Genomic DNA, 22,500 nt, shown 5'->3' on the forward strand with positions numbered 1-22,500 from the left:
TATGAACGAGCCATGCGCATACTGGTGGCCGAGGACGAGCGGGTGCTGGCCGGTCTGGTGGCCGACGGTCTGCGCCGGCATGCCATGGCGGTGGACGTGGTTCACGACGGCGCGGCGGCGTTGGAGCGGCTCGGGGTCAACGACTACGACGTACTGGTACTGGACCGGGACCTGCCGCTGGTGCACGGCGACCAGGTCTGCCGGGAACTAGCCCAGAACGGGGCGGACGTGCGCATCCTCATGCTGACGGCGGCGGGCGCCGTCAGCGAACGGGTGGCAGGGCTGGGCCTCGGTGCCGACGATTACCTGCCCAAGCCCTTCGCCTATGCCGAACTGCTGGCCCGCGTCCAGGCGCTCGGTCGGCGCCGTGCCCCAGCGCTGCCGCCGGTGCTCGAACGGAACGGCATCGTGTTGGACGCGCCGCATCGGCAGGTGTCCCGGAACGGCCGCTTCCTGCCGCTGTCCCGCAAGGAGTACGCCGTGCTCGAGGTGCTCATGCGGGCCCAAGGCGCCGTCGTGACCGCCGAGCAGCTGCTGGAACGCGCCTGGGACGAGCACACCGATCCCTTCACCACAGTGGTCAAGGTGACCATGAGCAAGCTGCGGGCCAAGCTCGGTGAACCCCCGGTGATCATGACGGTGCAGGGCGGATACCGGCTGTGAGGGCCTGGCCGTCCGCGATGAGATCCCGGCTGTGGACCGTGCGGATGCGGCTCACCGCCCTGTACACCGGGCTGTTCATCGTCACGGTGACCGGTCTGCTGATCGTCGTCAACGTGCTGCTCAAGCGGGTGCTCGTCGACAAGCTCGCGGTGGGTCTCAGCAACCCCATTCAGACGACCATCCACGTGGGGGCGGACACCGGCCCGGTTTCCGGTGGCGGTAAGTCCTTCGATCCGAAGCTCGAGAAGCTGAAGCAGTTGGAGGCGCAGGAGAAGGCCCAGGACGTCGGGCAGAGCGTACTGGCCTACCAGTGGGCCGTGACCTGGATCGCGGTCGTCGTGCTGGCGGTCATCGCGGTGGCCGTCGGCTGGTGGCTGGCCGGCAGGGTGCTGCGACCGCTCCAGGTCATCACTGCGACCGCGCGGCGGCTGTCGCTGTCCAACCTGGACGAGCGGATCGCCCTCGCCGGCCCGCTCGACGAGCTCAAGGAACTCGCCGACACCTTCGACGCGATGCTCGAACGGCTGGAGCGCGCCGCGGTCGGCCAGCGCCAGTTCGTCGCCAACGCCTCGCACGAGTTGCGCACCCCCTTGGCGATCCAGCGAGCGGCGATCGAGATAGGGCTTGAAAATCCTTCCCTTGACCGGATCCCCGAGACCCGCGAGCAGCTCCTGCAGGCGAACCTGCGTACCGAGAAGCTCATCGAGGGGCTGCTGATGCTGGCCCAGGGCGAGCGTGGCCTCGACCACCGTGAGCCCGTCCAACTCGAAAGAATCATCGTTGAGATCACCGACCAGCATCGCGATCTGGCGGACTCCGGTGGCGTGGCACTGGAGGTGGAGCTCGAGCCGGTGACCGTGAGCGCGGACCCGGTGCTGCTGGCGCGGCTAGCCGGCAACCTCGTGCACAACGCGATCAAGCACAACCACCGCGGCGGGCGGGTTCTGATCCGCACCTCGCCCGACGTCGGCTTGACCGTGCGTAACACCGGTCCAGGCGTCCCGGCCCACCGCGTCCCCGAGTTGTTCGAGCCGTTCCGGCGGCTGCACGCGCCTCGCACAGGCACATCGGACGGCGTCGGGCTCGGGCTCTCCATCGTCGCCGCGATCGCCGACGCCCACGACGCGAAGGTGTCCGCCGCACCGAACACCGACGGTGGTCTCACAGTCAGCGTCAGCGTGCCGGCGCTCACTCCGACCTGAGTAATACCGGATTGTGGCCGTTGGTGTGCGATTCTGACCTGCCCTGCACAGCGTCGTCAGTGGCCGGGCGGTCACATCCGGCGCACCATGGGGCACGAACGAGGGCATTGAGAAGGACGCCATGACAACGTATCGAGTAGCCACCGCCGACTACCACACCGGTGGTGAACCGTTCCGCATCGTCGCCGATCCTCCGGTCGCCATCGAGGGGGCCACCGTCGCGGACCGTCGCATGTTCGCCATCGACGACGCCGAGGTGGACAACCTGCGCAAGTTGCTGTGCTTCGAGCCCCGCGGGCACGCGGACATGTACGGCGGATTCATCACCCCGCCCGACGACGCAGGTGCTCACTTCGGGGTGCTGTTCTGGCACAAGGACGGATTCTCGACCGCCTGTGGGCACGGCACCATCGCGCTCGGTGTCTGGGCCGTACAGACCGGCCGGGTCGCCCTTGATCCCTCTGGCACCACCGCCGTCGTCGTCGACGTTCCCTCGGGCAGAGTGACGACCCGGGTGCACACGACCGGGCAGCAGATCACCGGCGTCGATTTCGTCAGTGTCCCCAGCTATCGTCTGGGCGAGCAGGTCACCGTCCCGACCTCGCGTGGTGACCTCGTCGTCGACGTCGGCTACGGCGGCGCCATCTACGCACACCTGCGGGCCGACAGCGTCGGACTGAGCGTCACTCCCGAGAACTACTCCGATCTCATCGCGATCGGACGCGAGGTGAAATGGGCGCTGAACGGTACCGAACACGCCCGCCATCCCGTCGATGATCGCCTCAGCGGAATCTATGGAACCATCCTGTTCGACGACCTTGGCACCGACGACAACGGAAACCCGCACCAGCGCAACATCACCGTCTTCGCCGATGGCCAGGTCGATCGCTCCCCATGTGGCTCGGGGACCTGCTCACGGGTCGCTGTTCTCGCATCAACCGATCAACTAAAGCGGGGCCAGACCTTTATTCACGATTCGATCGTCGGTACCCGGTTCCACGCCCGGATCACCGAGGAGCTCAACGTCGACGGCCGTCCCGCTGTCGTCCCCGAGGTCACGGGAATGGCGTATCGGACCGGCGAGCACCGCTTCGAACTCGACCCCGCGGACGACCTCGGCACCGGATTCGTGCTCCGCTGATGCGGCCACATCGGAAGGGAGAGCTCACGGCCGGGTGGTGAGTTCCTCCAATGTCGAACGGATCGGTGTGGTTCTGGGCCGGCCAGGGTTGAGCGGCGGGACATCGGAGTGGCGTCGGGTTTCGAGAAGATCTGGTCGATCCATCCGGAGGGAGCGTTTCCCATGGTGCGGTTCATCGGCCTCGTCCCCCTTTGTGTTGGGATCCTTGGACGTTCGACCAACCGCCCTCAGCCGCACAGCCACAGCCACCGGATGGATCGGCGCGTCGCTGCGCGCTTACCTTGTCGGCGTTCGCGATGTACGCGGTATGACCCGCCTTGGTTGATCAGGGCTGGACGGACCACGAGCCGCCGGACACACTGGCGCAATGCCGACCGTCTACAAGAACCCACGTGGTCAACGCGCGGTGCGGAAATGGTGTTCGGAAGCCTTGGCGCGAGCGGACTTCCCACTCACCAACGCGACCTTGGACACCAGCGTCGGCCGGGTGGAACTCACTTCCGCCGGAACCGGACGGCCGCGGGTCGTCATGGTGCCCGGAACCGGCTCCAACGCTGCGGTGGCTCTGCCGTGGCTGCAGGCGCTGTCGGTCCACTGGCCGACCGCAGTGGTGGATCTGCCGGGTCAGCCCGGACTCAGCGATCCGCGCCGGCCTCGCCGGGCCCGGCTGGCCTGGTACGGCCGAGCGCTGGATGAGGTTCTGGCGGCCATGGATGCCGACGGGGTTGTGTTGGTGGGCAATTCGCTGGGCGCCGCCGTGGCGCTGGCCGCCGGCTCGCCACGAATCACGGCGCGGGCGCTGGTCTCACCCGCCGGCTTCATCCGTCTCAGTGTGGACCCGAAACTGGCACTGGCTTCGGCCGTTTGGCTGCTGCGTCCCACAGCCGAACACACCCGCCGCATGCTCCGGTTGTTCGTCGCCCCCGGCGCGGACCCGCCCGAGACCGAGGTGGAGTGGATGGCCCTCATGGCCACCTGTTGCCGCACGACTCTGGCCCCCCCGCCCCTGCCCACCGAACTGCTGGCCCGTCGCGCCGAGCGGCCGTGTGTAGTCGGGGTCGGAGAACATGACCGGTTCCTGCCGCCCCAACGACTGGCACAGGCAGTGCGCCGAACCATGAACCTCGACGTTCGGGTCTTCTCCGGCTTCGGCCACCTGACCACCGCGGCTCACCTCGACGAGGTGGTGTCCCTGGTGGCCGAGGTTGACGATCCGCCCGCCGGCTGAGCCGGACAGTCCCTCTACTCGCGCAGGCCACGGTGGAGCCGATCTCACCGGTGGTCGGGCACTTTGCATACACGACACGATCGCCAACCCACGGGGCAGCTCGGGCAGCCGTCTCGGCGATCCCGAGCCTCTGGAGCGGACCCCATTGTTTCGGTCACCCACAGGCTGATCGGCAATGTGAGCCGTCGTACATCAGCCCGGATTCGCCCAGTAGTCCGGTGACGCCTTCGTCTTCGCTGCGGACTCCGCGGTCTCGAAACCGGGCGCCATCGAGGCGTCCGTCCCAGCCATGTACTGGTGATGATCGATGCCAAGTAGCCGGATCCAGCTCTGCTGCCCGAAGGTGAGGGCGACGAAGCAACCCAACTCGACCAGCTCGGCCTCCGAGAAGTGATCGTGGAGGCGCTTCCAGAAGGCATCGTCGGTGTCCAGGCGCCATGCGATTGCCTCGGCGTAGGCAAGAGCAGCCTTCTGCCGCGCGTCGTACTTTGCCGAGGACTCGAAATTCAGAAGTTCGTCGTACTGCTGCTCGAGCAGACCCGCGGTGGTCGCCTTGATCGAGCGTTGGTTGCCGCAGAACTCGCATTTCACAGTGCGCGAGATGTAGACCCTGCACAGTTCTTTGATGCTGTGGTCGCACACACCGGTGTGGAAGAGCGCCTTCCATGAGTCGGCGAACGCCCAGAACGCGTTCGGAGCGTTCGCCCGAACCGCCGAGCTCTCCGGTCGGGGCGTGCCCTCCTTGGCGCACCGGTGAATCTCCTCCTGCATCCGCTCGTCCATCGCTTCGAGCGGTACATAACCGATGCGCTGCCTGGCCGTCTCCTCCATGGTCGCTCCTCTGACTTCTGGTGGGTGTGGGAAATCGTGACCCCAGCATGCGTGCTATGTCAATCGATGATCGATTTGCGGATCTGGGCAGGGCGCGGCGGGTCTCGCCGTGTACGTAGCCTTCAACAGACCCAGGATCTTACGGTCGAACTCGGGGAGGCTCCTGGGCATGCTGACCTTTCTCAGCGGTCGAGCCCCTCGAATTGGGTGTCCTGGTCACCACTTTTCGGGGAGGCGCCGGACGGGCCGTAGAGCCGAATGTAGGGGCATGACTCTACGTAAGCTTCTCATCGCCTGGTGCGCGGCGACCGCGCTGGTGGCGGGGTGCGGCGGTGGCTCCGGCGGCGACGCCGGCGGCTCCGGTGGACGTCCCTCTGCCTCCCCGACCCCGAACGAGGCCGCGGCGATGCGCGCGGTCTCAACGTGCATGCGCGCCAACGGCTATCCGAACTTCCCCGATCCGACTCAAAACCCTGAGACCGGCGAGTGGGACTTTCCCTCACAGGGCGTCCCCAGAAGGGCGAAGACCTCCTGCGACTCGCTCGTGAGGCAGGCAAAGGCGCTCCACCGGAAGAAGGACACCCAGAAGGTGTCCGCCGCGGAGATGGCGAAGTTGCGCCAGTTCGCAAAGTGCATGCGGCAGCAGGGTGTCGCCGACTGGCCGGATCCCGACGAATACGGCGGCTTCGCCGTGCCGGCCCGGCTGAACCCTCCGAACGGCATGAAGCAGGTCGAGACCCAGCAACAGGCCTGCATCAAGTACGTGCCCGGCGGAAAGATCCGCATCGCACCACCCGGTTCCGGCGGGAAATGACATGAGGCGAATGAGGGCCGCCGCGGCCACGGGTATCGCGCTGGCCGGGATCGCGGGCGCGGCGGGCTGGGCGGTGACCAGCGGCCGCGCCGCTGACAGCGGGCAGCGGCCGGTGACCGGGGTGACGACCAGTACCGCGGCGGTGGTGCGCACCGACGTCGCCCAACGCAGGCAGGTCAACGGCACGCTCGGGCACGCAGGAACCTATGACGTGATCGCCACCGGCCAGGGGACGCTCACCCGGCTTCCCTCGGTCGGCCAGGTGGTGAAACGCGGCGAGGCCGCCTACGAGGTCGACGGCTCCCCGGTGGTGTTGCTGTACGGGAGGCGGCCGGCGTGGCGGGCGTTCTCATCCGGGATGACCGACGGCACCGATGTCAGGCAACTGGAGACCAACCTGAAGGCCCTGGGCTACGGGGCCGCGATGACGGTCGACAGGCACTTCTCCACCGCGACCTACTGGGCGATCCGGGCCTGGCAGAAGGACGCCCGTCTGACGGTGACCGGCACCGTGCCGCTCGGGCAGATCGTGTTCACGCCCGCCGCCGTACGGATCAGCACGCACGACCTCAAGATCGGCACGCGGGTGCAGCCCGGCACCCGGGTCGAACGCGGCACCAGCGCCGAGCGGGCGGTGACCGCACAATTGTCGCCCGCCGAGATCCCCCGCGTGCGGGTCGGCGACCCGGTCGTCGTCACCCTGCCCGAAGGCGGCACCGTCAGGGGAAAGATCACCGTGGTGGGCGCGGTCGCGGTGCCGACGTCCGGCGGGGGAGACGACTCCGGCAACGGCCCGGACGGAGGCGGCTCCGGCGGCGAGAACGAATCGATCGCGCCGATCACGATAAAGGTGACCGGGAAGATCCGCGGGTTCCTCGACCAGGCCGAGGTCCAGGTCGCGATCACTGAGGAGGCCCACGAGGACGTACTCGCGGTGCCGATGACGGCGCTGCGCGCCCTGCCGGGCGGCAAGTACAAGGTGATCGTCGTCGACGGCACCGCGACGCGGCACGTGCCCGTCGAGACCGGCCTGTTCGACGAGACCGCCGGGCTGGTCGAGGTCGAAGGACCAGGCCTGTCCGAGGGCCAGAAGGTCGAGGTGCCCCGTGACGGTTCTTGAGCTGCGCGACGTACGGAAGACCTACCCCGGCGAACCTCCCGTGGAATCCGTACGCGGGGTGAGTCTGACCATCGAGCAGGGCGACATGGTCGCCGTCCGGGGCGCCTCCGGATCCGGCAAGTCGACTCTGCTGCATCTGATGGCCGCTCTGGACAAGCCGACCAGCGGATCCGTCCGCCTTGACGGGCACAGCGTGGAGTCACTGTCGAGCCGGCGTCTGGCGGGGCTGCGCGCCTACCGGGTCGGCGTGGTGTTCCAGCAGTTCTTCCTCCTCGAAGCACTGACGGCACTCGACAACGTCGCAACCGGACTGCTCTACCGCGGGGTGCCCGCCGCCCGCCGCCGCGTGGCCGCCGCCGACGCACTCGACCGGGTCGGCCTCGGGCATCGGATGCACCATCGGGCCACGAAGCTGTCCGGTGGTGAACGCCAGCGGGTCGCCATCGCCCGTGCCGTCGTCGGCCGCCCCGCGATCGTCTTCGCCGACGAACCCACCGGCAACCTCGACTCCACCACCGGCGCGGAGATCCTCGATCTCATCCGCGAGCTCAATGACGAGGGCACCACCCTCGTCATCGTCACCCACGAAGAGGCCGTTGCCGCCGCATGCCGTCGCCGTATCGAGCTGAGGGACGGTCGGGTCATCACATGACGAACACACCCGTGAAGCGCACCGGCACACCGGTGAAACACACCGTCCCCAAGAGCACGCTGCGGGCCGCGGATCTGCTGCCGACCGGCACGCTTGGTCTGCGCTCCCGCAAGTTGCGGGCCCTGCTCTCCGGGCTCGGCATCGCGATCGGCATCGCGTCGATCGTCGCGGTCCTCGGCATCACCCGCTCCAGCCAGTCCAACCTCCTCACCCAGCTCGACCAGCTGGGCACCAACCTGCTGACCGTCGTCAACGGCGAAAGCCAGGACGGGGCCGAGACCCAGCTCGAGGCCACGGCCGCGCCGATGATCCGCCAGGTGCCCAAGGTGCTGTCCGTCGCGCCCACCGCCCAACTGACGGGCGCCAGGGTCTACCTCAACGACCATGTCCCGCCGGGCCAGACCGGCGGGAGGGTCGTACGAGCCTGCGATGCCACGCTGTTGTCCACCCTCGACGGGTCATTGCTGACCGGGCGGTTCCTGGACCCGGGGCCCTATCCCGTCACCGTCCTCGGGTACGAGGCCGCGACGACGCTCGGCATCAAGCAGGTCGGCCCCTCCACCCGGGTCTGGCTCGGCGGGCACTGGTTCACCGTCACCGGGATCCTCCGGCCGTTCCCCTTCGCCCCGGAAATCGACCGATCGGCCCTGGTCTCCTTCGCCGCCGCCACCCGGCTCCTCGACTACGACGGCCGCCCCAGCCGCGTCTACCTGCGCGCCGACCCGGACCATGTCTCCGACGTCCTCGAGGTCCTCGCCCCGACCGCCAGCCCCGTCGATCCCGCCCGGGTCGACGTCAACCGCCCTTCGGACGCTCTGACCGCCCAACTCGCCGCCAAGGAATCCGGTGCCGCCCTCATCCTCGGCCTCGGCGCCATCGCGCTGCTCGTCGGCGCCATCGGCATCGCCAACGTGATGGTCATCTCGGTACTCGAGCGACGCTCCGAGATTGGGCTGCGCCGTGCCCTCGGCGCCGCGCGTCTTCACGTGGCCGCGCAGTTCCTCACCGAATCACTCGTCCTGTCCGCGCTGGGCGGTGCGGCCGGTCTTCTCTTCGGCTCCACGGTCACCGCCGTGATGGCCTACAACCGGGGCTGGGCCATCCTCATCCCCCCACAAGCGCTCTGGGGCGGCCTCGCGGTGGCCATCACGGCAGGCGCACTCGCCGGGCTTTATCCGGCTCTGCGCGCAGCCCGGGTTCCTCCGACCGACGCCCTACGGACCGTCTAGGTAATCTCAGGTGACCCCCCTACATGGTGGAGGCGGTGCATGTTCGCCCGGTTCGGTCTGCGATCTCGGATGGCGGCGTCGTACATGGTGGTCTCGGCGGCGGCCGTTCTGCTGGTGGAAGGGGTTCTGCTGACGCTGGTCGCGCCCCAGATGCGCGCCGCCTCCGAAGAGGCGGCCGAGGCCGATGACAGAGCGGCCCATGCGGCGGATGACGCGGCCCTGGCGAAGACGAGGGGCGGCACCGCGGAGGACGCCACGAGGTTGGGTGAGATCGCGACGAGTCTTGCCCACCGCCGGAAATGGCGATCGGACGAGGTGTTGCTGGCCGCTGCGGTGGAGCAGGGGTTCGCGGACTTCGCGGTGGTCCAGGAGGCCAAACGGCGCAAGTTCCCTGACGGGCCGTGGGAGGCCATCGAGGCGGTGGCCACGCCGGATGGGCGGGTGGTGGCGAGCACGACGCCGAAGGTCCTGCCGATCGGATCCGCGCTGCCCGCCGGGACCGTCGGCTCGTCCCTTCGCACCGGCCGTGGCGAGTCGGGCCAGTGGGCGACCCGCCCGGTGATGATCACTACGGGGCCGAACACGGGTGCCCGGGTGATCGGTGTGGTCCATCTGCGCCTACCCCTGGAGAAGCCCCGGAAAGAAACGAAAGGCGTTGCCGCAGAGGACACGGTGAAGACCGATCAGTCTGGACGAAAGCCCGCGGTCAAGAGCACAGGCCCGGTCGAGGGTCTCCTGATGCCGGGTCTGATCGTTCTGGTCCTGCTGCTTCCGGTGGGCTTGTTGTTCGGACTGCTGAGCACGGGACGTCTCATCCGGCGGATCAGGCGCCTGGCGGAAAGCACGGTCACCATGGCGGATGGTGATCTACAGACCCGGGTTCCGGTAACGGGCGGTGATGAGGTCGGCCGGCTGGAGGAAGGGTTCAACTGGATGGCGGAGCGGCTCGAGTCGGCGGTTCGGCTGGAGCGTGATACCGCGGGCGCCGAGGCGCGGCGGGCCGAACGGAGCAGGATCGCAAGGGAGCTTCATGACTCGGTGTCCCAGGATCTGTTCTCGTTGAGCCTGCTGGCGGGAGGTATGCGCAGGGCGCTGCCGGCCGAGTCGGCGCTGCGGCGTCAGGCCGAGTCGATGGAGCGCACCGTCGATCGCACGATGCGGGAGATGCGGGCGATGCTCCTGGAGCTGCGGCCCGTCACGCTGGACGACGCCGGGCTGGTGGCGGCCCTGGGCGAACTGTGCCGGTCCTACGAGGCGCGACTGGGCATCCGGATCTCGGCCGATATCGGGGAGCTTCAGGTGGAGCCGGCGGTCGAACTCGCCGTGCTGCGAGTGGCGCAGGAGGCGCTCGGCAACGCGGCCAGGCATGGTGCGGCCAAGGTCATCGAGCTGAGCGTCGCGGAGGTCGAGGGCCATGTGGTGATGGCGATATCCGATCAAGGACGGGGTTTCGATCCGGCGCAGGTCGGCGAGCGGCACGGGATGGGCTTGGAGTTGATGCGTGAGCGGGTCACCGAACTCGGCGGCACGTTCGACGTGGCGAGTGCTCCCAGGTGTGGCACAACGGTGCGGGTACGGATTCCAGGAGGCGTGTCGTGATCCGGGTACTGATCGTGGACGATCACGAGGTGGTCCGGCAGGGGCTCCGGTTCGTGCTGGAGCAGGAATCGGACATCCAGATCGTCGGGGAGTGCGCAGACGGGCACAGCGCCGTGGCCGCGATCCAGGCGATTGAGCCCGACGTGGTGCTGCTGGACATGGTGATGCCCGGTCTGGACGGGATGGGGGTGCTGCGTGCTCTCCGGGAGCGCTCTGCGAAACCAGCGGTGATCGTGCTCACCTCGTTTCTGGCCGACGACCGGACGATGGACGCGGTCCGCGCCGGGGCCCTGTCGTACCTGCCGAAGACGACGGCGGTAGAACGGGTGGTCGAGGCCGTGCGCGCTGCCGCCGTGGGCGGCAGTGTGCTGGACCCGGGCGTGGCGGCGCTGTTGGTCCAGCGCGTACGAGACGAGCCGGATCACGGCCCGATGCGGGTGCTGTCCCCCCGGGAACGGGAGGTGCTGGCGGCCCTGTCGAGGGGGCGTTCCAACCGGGAAATCGCCCGTACGCTCACGCTCAGCGAAGAAACGGTGAAGTCGTACGTCTCCAGCATTCTGACCAAGCTCGGCCTGCAGGACCGCACCCAAGCGGCGATCTTCGGTTTGCAGCAGGGGCTCGTCTCGCTGGACGCGGCCCTGCTAGAGGACCAGGAGACCAGGCAGCGGCCGTCTGAACGGACCTGAGGCATCTGCTCATCTGCACTCCAACGGCATCGAAGACGTCGATGCTCCCTGAGCGGCTTGGGTGTCACTGATGAGCACGCCCGCGCGGTCGTGTGCGCTGGCGACGCTTTGCGGCTTGCGCCTGGCGGTGCTCGTGGGCTCATTCATCTGGTGACGCCGTGCTTTTCCCGGATCGGGTACGTCTACGAGCGGCTCGTCGCCCGCGGGGTCTATGACGCGGTCACTGACACCGTGGTGTGGCGACCGGCCGCCGGTTGCGCCTCCGACCGACCGGGGGGCCTGGTGACGGACGGTTCGGACGGGATGCCGCCCGAGGCCGTGGCGGCGGGCCTGGCCGATCTCGAGGCCGAGCGGGACCGCAGACGCGCGCTCGGCCTGCCCGTTCTGCCGCCTGCGCTCGGCGGCTCGTAGCCGTGGGCGTGATGTGGCACCTCGACGTGTGCACGCCGGAAGCGGGCGCGGACGGTGTGCACACCCCAACGTCTGGAAGGACCAACGACGTGAATTCATATCTCAGCGGGGATGACCCGGACGCGGCGGTGGCCTCGCTGCAGGCGGCGTTCCACGGCGTGCCTGGCGGCCGTTCTCACGTTGACGACGACACAGTAGGGCCTGCCGGCGCTGCCTCACTGAGTAGCTCACCGCAACCGCCGGTCGTTAGAGGTATTGGCCGGTGGCGGCGCTGTCTTTGCTGGACACGCGTACTGAGACCACGTTGGCCAGATTGATGACCACTGCGTTGGTGTCGGTCTCGCGGTTGTAGCGGGCCTGGGTCAGGGTCAGGCTGTGTTGGTGGTCCAGGGCGCGGGTGATGGCCTCCAGCGCTTGTGTCGCGTCGTCGAAGTCGGCGGTGGCGATGGTGACGTCTTCGCCTCCCACCGGGTGGAATCGGATGATCAGTTCCTTGTTTTCTGGCATGACGGGCCACCTTCCTGGTCATCGTGGCCGTACCCCGGTCTCAGGCGTTATTCGTCGACGATTGCGGGCCCCATCCCCCAAATCCCGCTGCGGGTGGCCGACTGGGACAGCCGAGCCCGCCGGCTGCGCGTCGACCCGCCGGGCGCCGGCGGCACGGAGGCCGGCCGCGCCGGATTCCGGGTGTGAGCCACCCCGGGCCAGCACGATCAGCACGGCCCAGCCGGCTAGGACACAGCTGGCGCCACAGCGGTGAAGATCGGGTTGTGTACCGGCCGGAACGGGCGGCTGGTGACAGGTCTGACTCCTGGCGCTGCGATGACGCCGCGAACCTGGGCGTGCCGGGTGCGCTACCGACCCCCCGCCGGAAACGCTCACCTCTTCGTCGAGCGCTTCCGGTTTCGGCCGCGTAGAGGTCCACGGCAGCGCGAAGGAGGGCGCCCCGAGGTCGCCCTCCTTCGCACTCGTCATTTGAGGATGGGGCGGGAACGAACCAGACTGGTGCTGCTCCACCTGCGGCCCAGGCCCAGAGTGTCGCCGGCACTGGTCAGTGCCAGGCCGATGATGAGCAGGGCGTAGATCAGGTGGTCGTCCATGAAGAGATTGTTCGCCGGCGGCAGCACGGCACTCCACATCATGACCATGAGCAGGGCTCCTGCTGCGGCAGCGATGCGGATACCGATCCCCAGGATCAGGGCGGCCCCGATTCCGGCCAAGCCGATCATGAACAGCCAGTCGACCACAGTGGCTCCCATCTCGAGGTCGGTGGTGGATAGCACGCACCCGTCGCCGGGCAGCGTCGGATGCAGCCGCGATCGCGGTGCCGACGACGCTGAAGTGGAGATCACCTTCTGACGTCCGTTGGCAACGCCCAAACCACTGCGGCGCCCCAAGGGCCGGGCGGGACGGCCCTTGGGGCTGTTGCCGGATGTGACGGTGATCGACTGCAGGTGCTCAGCTGCGGTGCCGGCCGATGACGCGGTGGATGAGGTGGCGCAGCCGGGTGAAGCGGGTCCCAGCGCCATTGACCTGGGTGGGGGTCAGCCGGGACGGCTGCGTTGCGGTGGAGCCGGAGAGGGTTCTACGGGCGCGATCCAAGATCGGCATGACATCCCTTTGGGTGAGCCGGCCTGGCAGGCAATCCCTGAGAGGGGGTATGTCGTCGTTTCCGGATATTCCGACTCTACTCTTAATAATCTCCAATAAATAGAGTGGCGAGAACCTTTCGCAGATGTCGGCGTCGACCACCGGCAACCTGTCGATATCCTCCCGCATCCGGGGTGAACGATAGATCAAGATGCAAACAGAAATGACCTGCACCACGACGCGCGGACGATTTCCACGCGCCAGGGCACAGGTCGACCTTGGCGATTCCAGCTAACAAGAGCCGAGGCTCAGCGTTTGATCAACTTTTGTCGGCTTTGATCAGCTTTCGTCGCGGATCACGTCGTAGTCGACGAACTTCACGGGGCCGTCACACAGTTCGGCCATCTTCGCGGCGAACCGCCCGGTCTCCGCCAGTTTGCTGGTGCGCTGGGCGTCCTCCCAGGAGGGAAACTCCATGATCGCCACGTAGTGGTCCGGCAGGGTGCGGTCCCTTGCCACGACCTCGTGCCTCACCATGCTCTTGCCGGACATCTCAACGCGCCACTCGTTCATGAGTGACTGGATCTCTCCAGACTTTTTGGTGTCAAATTCCAAGATTTGCACGAAGCTCATACGAGCCTCCCTTTCTGTTTGGAGGAGTACATTCCTCACTAGATACCCACGAGGGGGGCATTACACGAGAATTTTAGAATAATTAGATAATTCCTCTCTTGGCGGAGAACCCTAAATCCGGAACCGACCTCCCGGCGGTCGGGCGTCACCGGCAGCGTCCGGCTTGCGGACGATCGGGCCCTGCTTCGACCGGTCCGGAAGACCGAGCCCCGGCAGACATCAGATGAACCCGGCTCTGTGACCGGTGGCATTGGTCCGCGTAGGTCTTCGGTGTGAGGTGATCGGCCCCGGTGATGGGCTTTGCTCGGATTGCCGGTGTCCGCCGCTTCACCGATGGTTTTTGCTGAGGGTCGTCGGGCACTGCTGGGGCTGCGCCGATATCTCCGGGTCGCTCGTCGGTCTTACACGATCACCCTGATCGCCGGGCGGCTCGGGACCCCAGTAGCGGTTGTTCCGCTTGCGGATGAGGGCACTCATGAATACCGATCAGGTCACCCGGTCCGGTGCGGCTGGCCGGGTGAGGGTGAGCGATGACTGCTATGACAATGCCCGTCCCTATCCCTCGCGCGGATGAAGCGCCCAGGACGGGCGCCCAACCAGTGCCCGACCGCATCCGACCCGCCGCCACGACCGTTCCACCGACCTGTGGCCGCTGGCCCTGCCCTCATTCGGGGAGAGCTGGCACAACGACCACCACAGCGACCCGGCCTGCGCCCGGCACGGCCGCCGACCAGGCCAGATCGACCTGTCCGCCGAACTCATCCACCTCTTCGAACGCCTCGGCTGGGCCACCGACGTCCACTGGCCCACCCCCACGACCCCCCGCCGGTCACCCCCGTGACCCGCTCTGGGCCGGTCATTTGGGCAAGGCACCGGGCGGACCGCCATCGGGCGGTATTCGCTGCCCCAGGTTGCTGCGTTACTCGGACCCTCAAGGAGGAAGTCCGTTGAAGATAGCCATGATCTCTGCGCACGCCAGCCCGCTGACCGAACACCGACCCGGCGGGGCCGGCGGCGGGCACAACGTCCACGTCGCCGAGCTCGCCCGCGAGCTGGGTCGCCACGGCCACCACGTGACCGTCTACACCCGCTGCGACTCCCCGGAGTCCCACGACCGGGTGCGCTTGGCGGCCGGCGTCAGCGTCGAGCATGTTCCGGCCGGCCCGCCACGGCCGCTCGCCACCGACGACCTGCTCGCGCACACGCCCGAGTTCGGCCGCCACCTCGCTCGGCAGTGGAACAACTCCCGGCCCGACATCATCCACGCACACCACTGGACGAGCGGCCTGGCCGCGCTGGCCGGCGCACACGGCCTGGGCATCCCGGTGGTGCAGACCTACCACACCCTGGGCATTACAGAGCCCCGCCACAAGAAGAACCACCAGGCCACCGACACCGACCTGGCACCGCGGATCCGGCTGGAGCGGGCGATCGGCCGTACCGCCGACGCGGTCATCGCCACCTGCTCCCAGCAGGCCGCCGAACTGAGGCGCATGGGCATCTCACGGCTGCCGATCACGACCGTGCCCTACGGCGTCGACATCACCACATTCACCCCCAAAGGGCCGACCTACCCACGCAGCACCGCACCTCGACTGCTCATGCTCTCCCACCTGACCGAGAACAACGGCGTCGACACCGCCATCGAGGCGCTCGCCTGGGTACCCGGCGCCGAGCTGGTCATCGCCGGCGGACCGCCACTCGAAGATCTTGACGCCGACCCCCAGGTGCACCGACTACAACTCCTGGCCAAACAGGCCGACGTCATCAACCGAGTGATCTTCCTCGGCCGAGTGACCCACCACAACGTCCCCAAGCTGCTCAGATCAGCCGACCTGGTCCTCACCCTGCAACGGCACCAACCGTCCGCCACCGTGTCGCTGGAGGCCATGGCCTGCCGCATCCCGGTCGTGGCCACCGCCGTGGGCTGCCACCTCGACACCATCCACGACAACATGACCGGAATACACGTTTCCCCCGGCAACCCACACAAACTGGCCCAGCAACTTCGACGCCTCCTCGCCGACCCGACCCACCGCAGCGCCATGAGCATCGCCGGCCTCGACCGCGCCCGCTCCCGCTACCCCTGGCAGCGCATCGCCCAGGAGACCACAACCACCTACCAGCGGATCACCGAACCCGCCACCGAGCTTTCCGACGCGCTGCGATCCGCACCCGCTGGGACGTAACCGGCTCAGACGAGTCCGGCGTCGTGGACACAGACGGCGATCTGCACCTGGTCGGTGACTTCGAGCTTGGTGGGTGCTCGCGGTGGCGCCGGTGCCGGCCATCATGGTCACCGTGGTCACAAGCAGCGTGGGCTCAGATGCAGCCGTGGGTGACCGCTTTGCCGAATACGGATGTGGTCGGCCGGCCGTGGAAGGCGACGGTGCCGGATCCGCCGCCGAAGGTGTCGAGCGTTTCGGAGTGCGCTCCGACCGGAAGGATCAGCGGGCTGTAGGTCCGTTTGCCGGTGCCGTCGGATGCGCCACTGTCCCGTCGCTGCCGACGAACGTCGGATCCGGGTCCGGTGGGATGCCGTTCAACCTCGGGTGCGTGGTCGCCTGCGGCGACTTCGCTGCGGCCGACCACGACCGCTCATCGGATGAGGCGCCCCCCGCCTGGTTCTTTCCGCAGCAGTCATCAGCGACGGGGTGACCGCCGCGACCGCTGTCAAACCGCACATGCCGCCCAACGACGCGTACGCCCCTCTCCTAGAACAGTGGCCGGACTCGAAGGCGCCCTCGATTTCCTCCCGGCGGGTGCGGAGCACGGCAAGGGGGGTGATCACACCCGCCTAGACTCCCGCCCATGCTGCCTCTGGATGACCCTCGCTGGCTCTCCCTCGACCACCGGAACTGGTCCAAAGGGCAGGGCGGCCCTTTCGTCCCCGACGAACTGCGTCACCTGCTGGCCCACCCGACGGACAGCGAGCGCTTCGACGACCTGTGGCCTTTTCTGTGTTCAGAGGGCACGGCCTGGCCGGCCGCCTACGCCGCCGCGCCTTACCTCGTCACCATCGCGCGCGGCCTGCCTCCGGCTCAGCGTGACGATTACCTCTACGTCGTCGGGCTCATGGCCATGTGCTCCGGCGAATACGGAGAGACCCCGGCTGACCTGCCGGGCGACATCGCCGATGCCTATCGGCTGGCCCTCCCCGAGGTCCTGACCCTTCTGGCCGAGACCCTGGCCGCGGCGGAGCACGATCAGATCAGCACCCGCTACCTGCTCGCCGCCGTCGCGGCCCTCAAGGGCCACCCCGAGTACGCCGAAATCCTCAACGACCTCGATATCTACGCCGAGTGTCAATCCTGTGGCGAACCCATGCTGGAGCTCCCCGAGTAAGTACCTGTTCCCATACCTCGGCGGAGTAGATGACCACGACACGCCAAGGGCGGTTCAGCTGTGCCCGAACCTCGCTGCGCAACCGATGCGAAACCGTGCCGCAGCCGCTGTGCAACCGCTGCGCAACCGCAAAATCGCATTATTTTAGTGATATCCCCGAAAGGCCTGAATTACGAGGATGAAGGGGTGCGTAAGATGATCGTAGAGGGTGCCACAGACAAGTCCGTTGGAACGATCCGGGTACGCAAAGCGCGGGTACTCGACGAGTTCGTCGCCCGATCGTTGATGCGGTCGCCCGGGGATGCGGTTTCCACCATCACCCGGTATTCTCCCGAGTTCGTTCTGCAGATGCAGATCGGTCGATCGCCTCTCGCCGACCTCCTGCAGCGTTTCGGCAATGAGACCCAGAGCGCGACGGACTCGGCCGCCGAGTTCCCCGAGCCGCCGAGAAGACCCGACCCCGCCATGAAGGGGAAGTACGGTGCCACCTACCGCGCCGGAGAAATCGTCATCTGCGCCGCCCCTGACGGCGGCATGCTCACCGAGCCCGAGCTCGCCGTGTTCCTCTCCGAAGTCCAGGATGTAAGGCCCGCTGCGCCTGTCATCGGGCACATCGATGATCTTCCCGCTCTTCGTCGTATCGTCCGCGCGGTGGAGGGTTACCCCGTATCGGGAGAACTGCTGAGTACGACGGTCACCGCGACCGTCACCGTGGCATAGCAGCCGGTCTCTTCGGATGTTCTATCCACTCGCCATGCTGGTGTGCGCGCCTCTGATCGCCTCGATCGCCGGCAAGAGCTGGGACTGGGTCTGGGGCGACGAACCGCGCTCGATCCTGCCGACATCGGTCGACCGTGGTCTCACCCTCGTCCAGGCACTGCTCTGTACGGCGTTCGTGGTGAAGCCGACCTCCGTCGTGCTCTACCTGATCGCCATGCTGTACGCCCTCATGGGGATCGCGGTGCTGACGCTGCGGATTCGTCGAGGCCCCGCCGACTGCGGTTGCTGGGGTAGATCCCGATCCGGGCGGCTCGGGTTCGGTCTCGCCTTCGCCGACCTGGGGTTCGCCGCCATGGCCTGCGCCGCCACGTTCGCGGACCAGAATGCGCCGCCGCTGACGATCCGGCTCTACCTCGTCTCGACGATGGCCATCGTGGCCTTCTTCGCGATGGTGACCGTGCCCATCTACCGACCGTTGCTCGAGGAATACCGCGAGCGAGCCGATCGGTACCGACCCTGGGCCATGGGGTTCCCGGACCTACAGCCCACTTCCCAGCCGAACGACACCTGAAGGGATCAGTGCATGTCAATCGTCATCGCGGTGATCGCCGGAATCAGCCTCGCCGTGACCGCCGTGAATCTGATCCTCACGGCCGTGCTGTTCCGGCAGCTCGGCGTATTCGTCATGGGCACCGCGAGAGGCGCCAACGACAGCGGCATCTCCGTCGGGCGCCGGCTGCCCGAACTGCAACTGCTCGACGCGCGCACCGGCGAGGTGGTCGACCCTCATGACGGTCGTCCCAAGCTGTTGTTCTTCGGATCGACGACATGCCGTGAATGCGCGCGCATCTATCCGGACATCAAGCACGTAGAGGATCGCTACGAGATCCCGGTGGTCCACTTCATCTTCGGAAGAGATGTCATGGACGTCACCGGCTATGCCGACAAACGCGGTATCAGCGGCCCCGTCGTGAGCGCGACCGAGGAGATCGCCCACGCTTACGACGTGGAGGTCAACCCCTTCGCGTTCGTGATAGACGGCCGCGGGGTCGTGACGGCGAAGGGACTGCTCAACGGCCGCGATCAGCTCATCGACGTACTGGCTCCGATCAAAGAGATCAATTTCGCCGAGGAGAATGAGGAGGCGGTAAGGGACCATGAAGTCATCGCGACGAGATGAGAAATTCCAGCTGATCGCAGCGAGAGCGACCCGGCGCTTCGGGCGCAGGGCGTTCCTCGGGAGGGCCGGCGGCGTTGCGGCCGCCGTGGCCGGCGTCGTCGTAGGGGTCGACGTCCGTGCCGCCCAGGCGCACCACGGCACCTGCTATCCGCCCAACGGGCGTTACTGCAGCGGGTGTGGCGCCGACTCCACCTGTCCCAGCGGCTGGCGTACCTGTACCACGAGCGATCACCGTGGATGCGGTACGGGAATGTGCCCGTACAGCAGCGGCTGGTGGTACAGCGGCACGGCCGCTGGCAGCCGGACGAGGTGCCGCGACTGCGTCTGGGGCGGAATCGGGCCGATCGTGTGCACCTCCGCGGTGTGCGGCTGCAAGTCGACCACCCATTTCTGAGCGGCGGGCAGATGACGTACATGGCAATCCTGCTGGCGGGCATCGCCGGCGTCCTTTCCTTCGGTACGGCTTGAGGGATGAATGCTGCGGGCACGCTGTACGCGTCGCCGAAGGGATGGATCTCGAGTTTCGTCGGCGGACTGGCCGTCGGCGCCGGGATACTCGCGGTCATCGTGGTCGCGCTGTCGGCGCTGTCCTGGTCATTGCCACTGGATCACGATGTGCGTCGCACGATCGCGGTGACGGTGCTCGCGAGCGTCACGCTCAGTGAACTCGTCGGCGGATGGCATCGCAAGCTGTCCTTCCGCTGGCTGGTGCCGACCGAGCTGGTCAACGGCAACGACTCCACCGCCGCGCAACGGTGGGGACGCTCGCTGGGCTTCGGCTTCCTGACCGACGCCCCCTATGGGGTGTTCCATATCGCCGTCATCACGCCGGTGATACTCGGCGACGTCCTGATGGGCCTGACCGTCATCGGGGTCTTCGCAGTCGCGCGTTCGGTTCCGTATCTCCTGCCGGCCGTCGGACGTAACGCGACGCGGATCGCCGACGTGTCGATCAGGGGTCATAGCGTGCTCTTTCAAACCGCGAGATACCTGTCTCTCGGCGCACTGACGGCCGCGCTCATCGGGATCCTGTTGTAAGGCCGATCGCTCCGGCGGTGGTCGAGGTGTGACTCAGCTCGGCCACCGCCCTCGCGCACTATCCCCGCCGTGGCCAGGACCTTCCACGAAGGTCCTAAATTCGGTTGGGTCCTGAGGCTCTGGAAAGCCGGGATCTCGATCAGTACCTTGGTTGCGGTGGTGGGCAATTGATTTCAGATCAATTCCAACCCGGCTGATGGGCTCCGCGGGCCCGACGCGGGGTGTGACCGCCGGCCGGCTTTATCTCAAGGGTGCCCGGACACCGTCGGCGCTTCGTTGACCGGCCCGAACGGCGGGTTGGAAGGACGCTGTGATCGGATATTTGACCCGGCGAGGTCATCTGTCGGCGAATACCGACCGTGGTGAGGGAGCCCTGTCGTATCTGGTCGTGTCTTTGCTGGTCGCGGTCCTTGTCGGCGCCTTGCTGGCATCGGGCCTGCCCACCGATGTCTCCGCAAGGTTCCAGGCGGCGACATGCCAGGTCCTGCGGCACGAATGCCCACCCGAGGGCACCGTACCCGCCGGCAGCCTCAGGGGCGGCGGCGGCTCCGCCCCGGCCGGCGGCCGGCCTGATGCAGCCGGGTCCGTGGAGCAGGCCGGGGGAAATTGCTGGCAGTGGGCCGGCTGGTTCTGCGCTGCCCTTGACGGGCTGCGGCTTGGCAGCTGGGACATCGTCAAAGACACCTGGGAGGGGGCGACCTACGTCGGTTGCCTGTTCCACCTGTGCAGCCACGGTGGTTTCAGAAGCGACTGGGCCGGCATTGGCGCGCTGTTCACCACCAACCCGCTGACCACCCTGGACGCCATCTGGGATGGAGCCACCCACGAAATCTTCGCCGACTGGAATGACGAGCGTAAAGTACGGGCGGTGTTCCGGGCCGTCCCCTCCGTCCTGGGCATCGTCTTCGGCGGCAAGGGTCTGACCAAACTCAACAAACTCGGCAAGAAGAAGACCGGCCCTGACGACCCGGTCGTCGTCTCTCCCGATGGGTTCGGCTTTGTGGAAGCCGGAATCCGCCACTTCCGAACCGATGACGAAGGTGAGGCTTATGGGAATAAGATTCTGGGCCATGTATTCCCATCGCTTCCTGCTGATCAGCAGCATGCGGGGTTTATATATACAAAGGCCGGCGGTTCTTACAATAATATAGTCCGAGCCGTCGACCCGCAGGCCGAGCTCGACATGATGCTGGGCATTCCCGGCGAGCGCCAAGAACTGCTCGACGCTTTCGATGGAAAGGTCCCTACTCTCCAGGACATCTATGCGCGGACGGCCCTGCTCGACAAGGCGGCGGCACACCCGCTTCCCGAAGGTATGCGGGCCAAGCGAGGTCTGACCTCCCTCGGTATCACCGTCTACAAGAACTATGACGGTAAAGATCCCAGATCTCTCATCGGCTCTGAGTGCACCGAGTTGGGCTACACGTCGACTTCATTGGGAGAGACGGTGGTGCCCACAACTCAGTACCCGGTCAACTATGTGCTTCATCTCGATATTCCGAACGGACATCCGGGGCTTTGGATGGGCCCTCGATCTTTTTATCCTGAGCAACGCGAGCTGCTCCTGCCCAGGGGCACCAGTTATAAGATCACGGATGCTGTCGCCAATGCAGATGGCACCTGGAATCTCTACGCCACCGTGCGACCTTTTCAGCCTGAAATTCTGGATGGTAAGCGGGTCGCCGACGGTTCGAAAGCGGCCTCATCGGGCAGGCTGGAGGGAATTCGGTATTGCGTATGACATTGAGCTCTAGGGTGTGTCTGACAAAGGCTTGGTCTTGAAAATCATGTGACGCGCGGCGCCCGATCGTCGATAATCTGCGCGTGGCCACCATGAACGTCGATAGGGCTGAACGCGACCCGTCCTCCCGATCCGCCCTGACCGCGCTGGCCGGATCGACCTTCGGCGCGATCCCGCCAACGGTACTGGTACTGCTCGGCATCGTCAGCGTTCAGGTGGGCTCGGCATTGGCCAAGCACCTGTTCAGCGCAGTGGGCAGCTTCGGGACAGTCGCGTTGCGACTGTTCTTCGCGGCGGCTGTGCTGATGCTGTTGTGGCGGCCGTCACTGCGCATGAATCGTCGCACGTGGACGGTAGTGCTCAGCTACGGCGTGATTCTCGGCTTGATGAACCTGTGCTTCTACCTGGCGCTGGCCCGGCTCCCGCTGGGGATCGCGGTAACCGTCGAGTTCCTCGGGCCGCTGGCGGTGGCCCTGGCCGGGTCGAGGCGATGGCTGGACGCTTTCTGGGCCGTGCTCGCGGCAGGCGGTGTGGTCCTGCTGATGGAGGGAGGCGGCGACCTCAACCTTGTCGGTTTTCTGTTCGCCCTCGCCGCAGGAACGTGCTGGGGCCTGTACATCCTGGTCGGCGCGGCGCTGGGCCGCCACACCACGGAAGGCAATGGTCTGGCTCTGGGA

At 66.9% G+C, this 22,500-nt stretch carries 25 protein-coding genes and 1 pseudogene; 21 read left to right on the plus strand and 5 right to left on the minus strand.

Features of this window, described 5'->3' with window-relative positions; genetic code table 11:
- Window positions 1-12 precede the first annotated feature (12 nt).
- From HKK72_RS12015 to HKK72_RS12030, 4 genes are all read left to right on the plus strand, one after another.
- A complete protein-coding gene (locus tag HKK72_RS12015) occupies window positions 13-663 on the plus strand; it encodes a response regulator transcription factor (RefSeq protein WP_187234396.1) in 651 nt (216 codons plus the stop codon).
- Between the two features lie 17 nt (window positions 664-680).
- Window positions 681-1,865 carry a sensor histidine kinase gene (locus tag HKK72_RS12020; RefSeq protein WP_261986735.1) on the plus strand — a complete coding sequence of 395 codons (1,185 nt, stop codon included), beginning with the start codon at window positions 681-683 and terminating at the stop codon, window positions 1,863-1,865.
- Window positions 1,866-1,986: 121 nt separating this feature from the next.
- A complete protein-coding gene (locus HKK72_RS12025) occupies window positions 1,987-3,006 on the plus strand; it encodes a proline racemase family protein (protein WP_187234397.1) in 1,020 nt (339 codons plus the stop codon).
- Between the two features lie 487 nt (window positions 3,007-3,493).
- A complete protein-coding gene (locus HKK72_RS12030; RefSeq protein ID WP_187234398.1) occupies window positions 3,494-4,234 on the plus strand; it encodes an alpha/beta fold hydrolase in 741 nt (246 codons plus the stop codon).
- 192 nt (window positions 4,235-4,426) lie between these two features.
- On the opposite strand, the gene HKK72_RS12035 is transcribed toward HKK72_RS12030, so the two are convergent.
- Window positions 4,427-5,065 carry a carboxymuconolactone decarboxylase family protein gene (locus HKK72_RS12035; protein ID WP_187234399.1) on the minus strand — a complete coding sequence of 213 codons (639 nt, stop codon included), beginning with the start codon at window positions 5,063-5,065 and terminating at the stop codon, window positions 4,427-4,429.
- A gap of 268 nt (window positions 5,066-5,333) precedes the next feature.
- On the opposite strand from HKK72_RS12035, the gene HKK72_RS12040 reads away from it, so the two are divergent.
- The 7 genes from HKK72_RS12040 (at window position 5,334) to HKK72_RS12070 (ending at window position 11,576) form a co-directional block, all read left to right on the plus strand.
- On the plus strand, window positions 5,334-5,879 hold the full coding sequence (locus tag HKK72_RS12040) for a hypothetical protein (protein WP_187234400.1): 546 nt from the start codon (window positions 5,334-5,336) through the stop codon (window positions 5,877-5,879).
- Window position 5,880: 1 nt separating this feature from the next.
- Window positions 5,881-6,999, plus strand: a complete 1,119-nt coding sequence (locus tag HKK72_RS12045) for a peptidoglycan-binding domain-containing protein (protein ID WP_187234401.1) — start codon at window positions 5,881-5,883, stop codon at window positions 6,997-6,999.
- The gene (locus HKK72_RS12050) at window positions 6,986-7,651 is read left to right on the plus strand and encodes an ABC transporter ATP-binding protein (protein ID WP_187234402.1); all 666 of its coding nucleotides are present in this window, start codon (window positions 6,986-6,988) and stop codon (window positions 7,649-7,651) included. The genes HKK72_RS12045 and HKK72_RS12050 overlap by 14 nt, the downstream gene beginning before the upstream one ends.
- Window positions 7,648-8,880, plus strand: a complete 1,233-nt coding sequence (locus tag HKK72_RS12055; RefSeq protein ID WP_187234403.1) for an ABC transporter permease — start codon at window positions 7,648-7,650, stop codon at window positions 8,878-8,880. Before HKK72_RS12050 ends, HKK72_RS12055 begins: the two co-directional genes overlap by 4 nt.
- Before the next feature lie 39 nt (window positions 8,881-8,919).
- Window positions 8,920-10,479, plus strand: a complete 1,560-nt coding sequence (locus HKK72_RS12060) for a HAMP domain-containing protein (protein ID WP_187234404.1) — start codon at window positions 8,920-8,922, stop codon at window positions 10,477-10,479.
- Window positions 10,476-11,165, plus strand: coding sequence for a response regulator transcription factor (locus HKK72_RS12065; RefSeq protein WP_187234405.1), 690 nt, complete (start codon window positions 10,476-10,478; stop codon window positions 11,163-11,165). The genes HKK72_RS12060 and HKK72_RS12065 overlap by 4 nt, the downstream gene beginning before the upstream one ends.
- Before the next feature lie 150 nt (window positions 11,166-11,315).
- Complete coding sequence (locus HKK72_RS12070; RefSeq protein WP_187234406.1) at window positions 11,316-11,576, plus strand: hypothetical protein; 261 nt, start codon at window positions 11,316-11,318, stop codon at window positions 11,574-11,576.
- A gap of 246 nt (window positions 11,577-11,822) precedes the next feature.
- On the opposite strand, the gene HKK72_RS12075 is transcribed toward HKK72_RS12070, so the two are convergent.
- From HKK72_RS12075 to HKK72_RS12085, 3 genes are all read right to left on the minus strand, one after another.
- The gene (locus HKK72_RS12075) at window positions 11,823-12,083 is read right to left on the minus strand and encodes a hypothetical protein (protein ID WP_187234407.1); all 261 of its coding nucleotides are present in this window, start codon (window positions 12,081-12,083) and stop codon (window positions 11,823-11,825) included.
- Between the two features lie 464 nt (window positions 12,084-12,547).
- Window positions 12,548-13,105 carry a hypothetical protein gene (locus HKK72_RS40845; protein ID WP_261986736.1) on the minus strand — a complete coding sequence of 186 codons (558 nt, stop codon included), beginning with the start codon at window positions 13,103-13,105 and terminating at the stop codon, window positions 12,548-12,550.
- A gap of 400 nt (window positions 13,106-13,505) precedes the next feature.
- Complete coding sequence (locus HKK72_RS12085; protein ID WP_187234408.1) at window positions 13,506-13,799, minus strand: hypothetical protein; 294 nt, start codon at window positions 13,797-13,799, stop codon at window positions 13,506-13,508.
- 628 nt (window positions 13,800-14,427) lie between these two features.
- Here HKK72_RS12085 and HKK72_RS40850 point away from each other — a divergent pair.
- Window positions 14,428-14,640, plus strand: a pseudogene (locus HKK72_RS40850) (hypothetical protein); the annotation flags it as partial.
- 118 nt (window positions 14,641-14,758) lie between these two features.
- A complete protein-coding gene (locus HKK72_RS12090; RefSeq protein ID WP_222720607.1) occupies window positions 14,759-15,988 on the plus strand; it encodes a glycosyltransferase in 1,230 nt (409 codons plus the stop codon).
- 133 nt (window positions 15,989-16,121) lie between these two features.
- Here HKK72_RS12090 and HKK72_RS40855 read toward each other — a convergent pair whose 3' ends face one another.
- Window positions 16,122-16,391: a L,D-transpeptidase gene (locus HKK72_RS40855; RefSeq protein WP_261986737.1), complete on the minus strand. Its 270-nt coding sequence runs from the start codon at window positions 16,389-16,391 to the stop codon at window positions 16,122-16,124.
- A 219-nt stretch (window positions 16,392-16,610) separates the two neighbouring features.
- Between HKK72_RS40855 and HKK72_RS12100 the strand changes: the two genes are divergently transcribed.
- The 8 genes from HKK72_RS12100 to HKK72_RS12135 form a co-directional block, all read left to right on the plus strand.
- Complete coding sequence (locus tag HKK72_RS12100; protein ID WP_187234410.1) at window positions 16,611-17,144, plus strand: hypothetical protein; 534 nt, start codon at window positions 16,611-16,613, stop codon at window positions 17,142-17,144.
- Between the two features lie 147 nt (window positions 17,145-17,291).
- Window positions 17,292-17,864, plus strand: a complete 573-nt coding sequence (locus HKK72_RS12105; RefSeq protein WP_187234411.1) for a hypothetical protein — start codon at window positions 17,292-17,294, stop codon at window positions 17,862-17,864.
- Between the two features lie 16 nt (window positions 17,865-17,880).
- A complete protein-coding gene (locus HKK72_RS12110) occupies window positions 17,881-18,435 on the plus strand; it encodes a hypothetical protein (protein WP_187234412.1) in 555 nt (184 codons plus the stop codon).
- A gap of 12 nt (window positions 18,436-18,447) precedes the next feature.
- Window positions 18,448-19,044, plus strand: a complete 597-nt coding sequence (locus HKK72_RS12115) for a TlpA family protein disulfide reductase (RefSeq protein WP_187234413.1) — start codon at window positions 18,448-18,450, stop codon at window positions 19,042-19,044.
- A gap of 174 nt (window positions 19,045-19,218) precedes the next feature.
- Window positions 19,219-19,512 carry a hypothetical protein gene (locus tag HKK72_RS12120; RefSeq protein WP_187234414.1) on the plus strand — a complete coding sequence of 98 codons (294 nt, stop codon included), beginning with the start codon at window positions 19,219-19,221 and terminating at the stop codon, window positions 19,510-19,512.
- A gap of 3 nt (window positions 19,513-19,515) precedes the next feature.
- Window positions 19,516-20,082, plus strand: a complete 567-nt coding sequence (locus tag HKK72_RS12125) for a hypothetical protein (RefSeq protein WP_187234415.1) — start codon at window positions 19,516-19,518, stop codon at window positions 20,080-20,082.
- A gap of 310 nt (window positions 20,083-20,392) precedes the next feature.
- Window positions 20,393-21,823 carry an ADP-ribosyltransferase gene (locus HKK72_RS42110; RefSeq protein WP_187234416.1) on the plus strand — a complete coding sequence of 477 codons (1,431 nt, stop codon included), beginning with the start codon at window positions 20,393-20,395 and terminating at the stop codon, window positions 21,821-21,823.
- Window positions 21,824-21,906: 83 nt separating this feature from the next.
- Window positions 21,907-22,500 (plus strand): EamA family transporter (locus tag HKK72_RS12135; protein ID WP_410050296.1); only part of this gene is annotated, 594 nt, incomplete at its 3' end.

It is taken from the genome of Actinomadura sp. HBU206391, from assembly GCF_014323665.1.
In the GTDB taxonomy this organism is placed as follows: Bacteria; Actinomycetota; Actinomycetes; order Streptosporangiales; family Streptosporangiaceae; genus Actinomadura_C.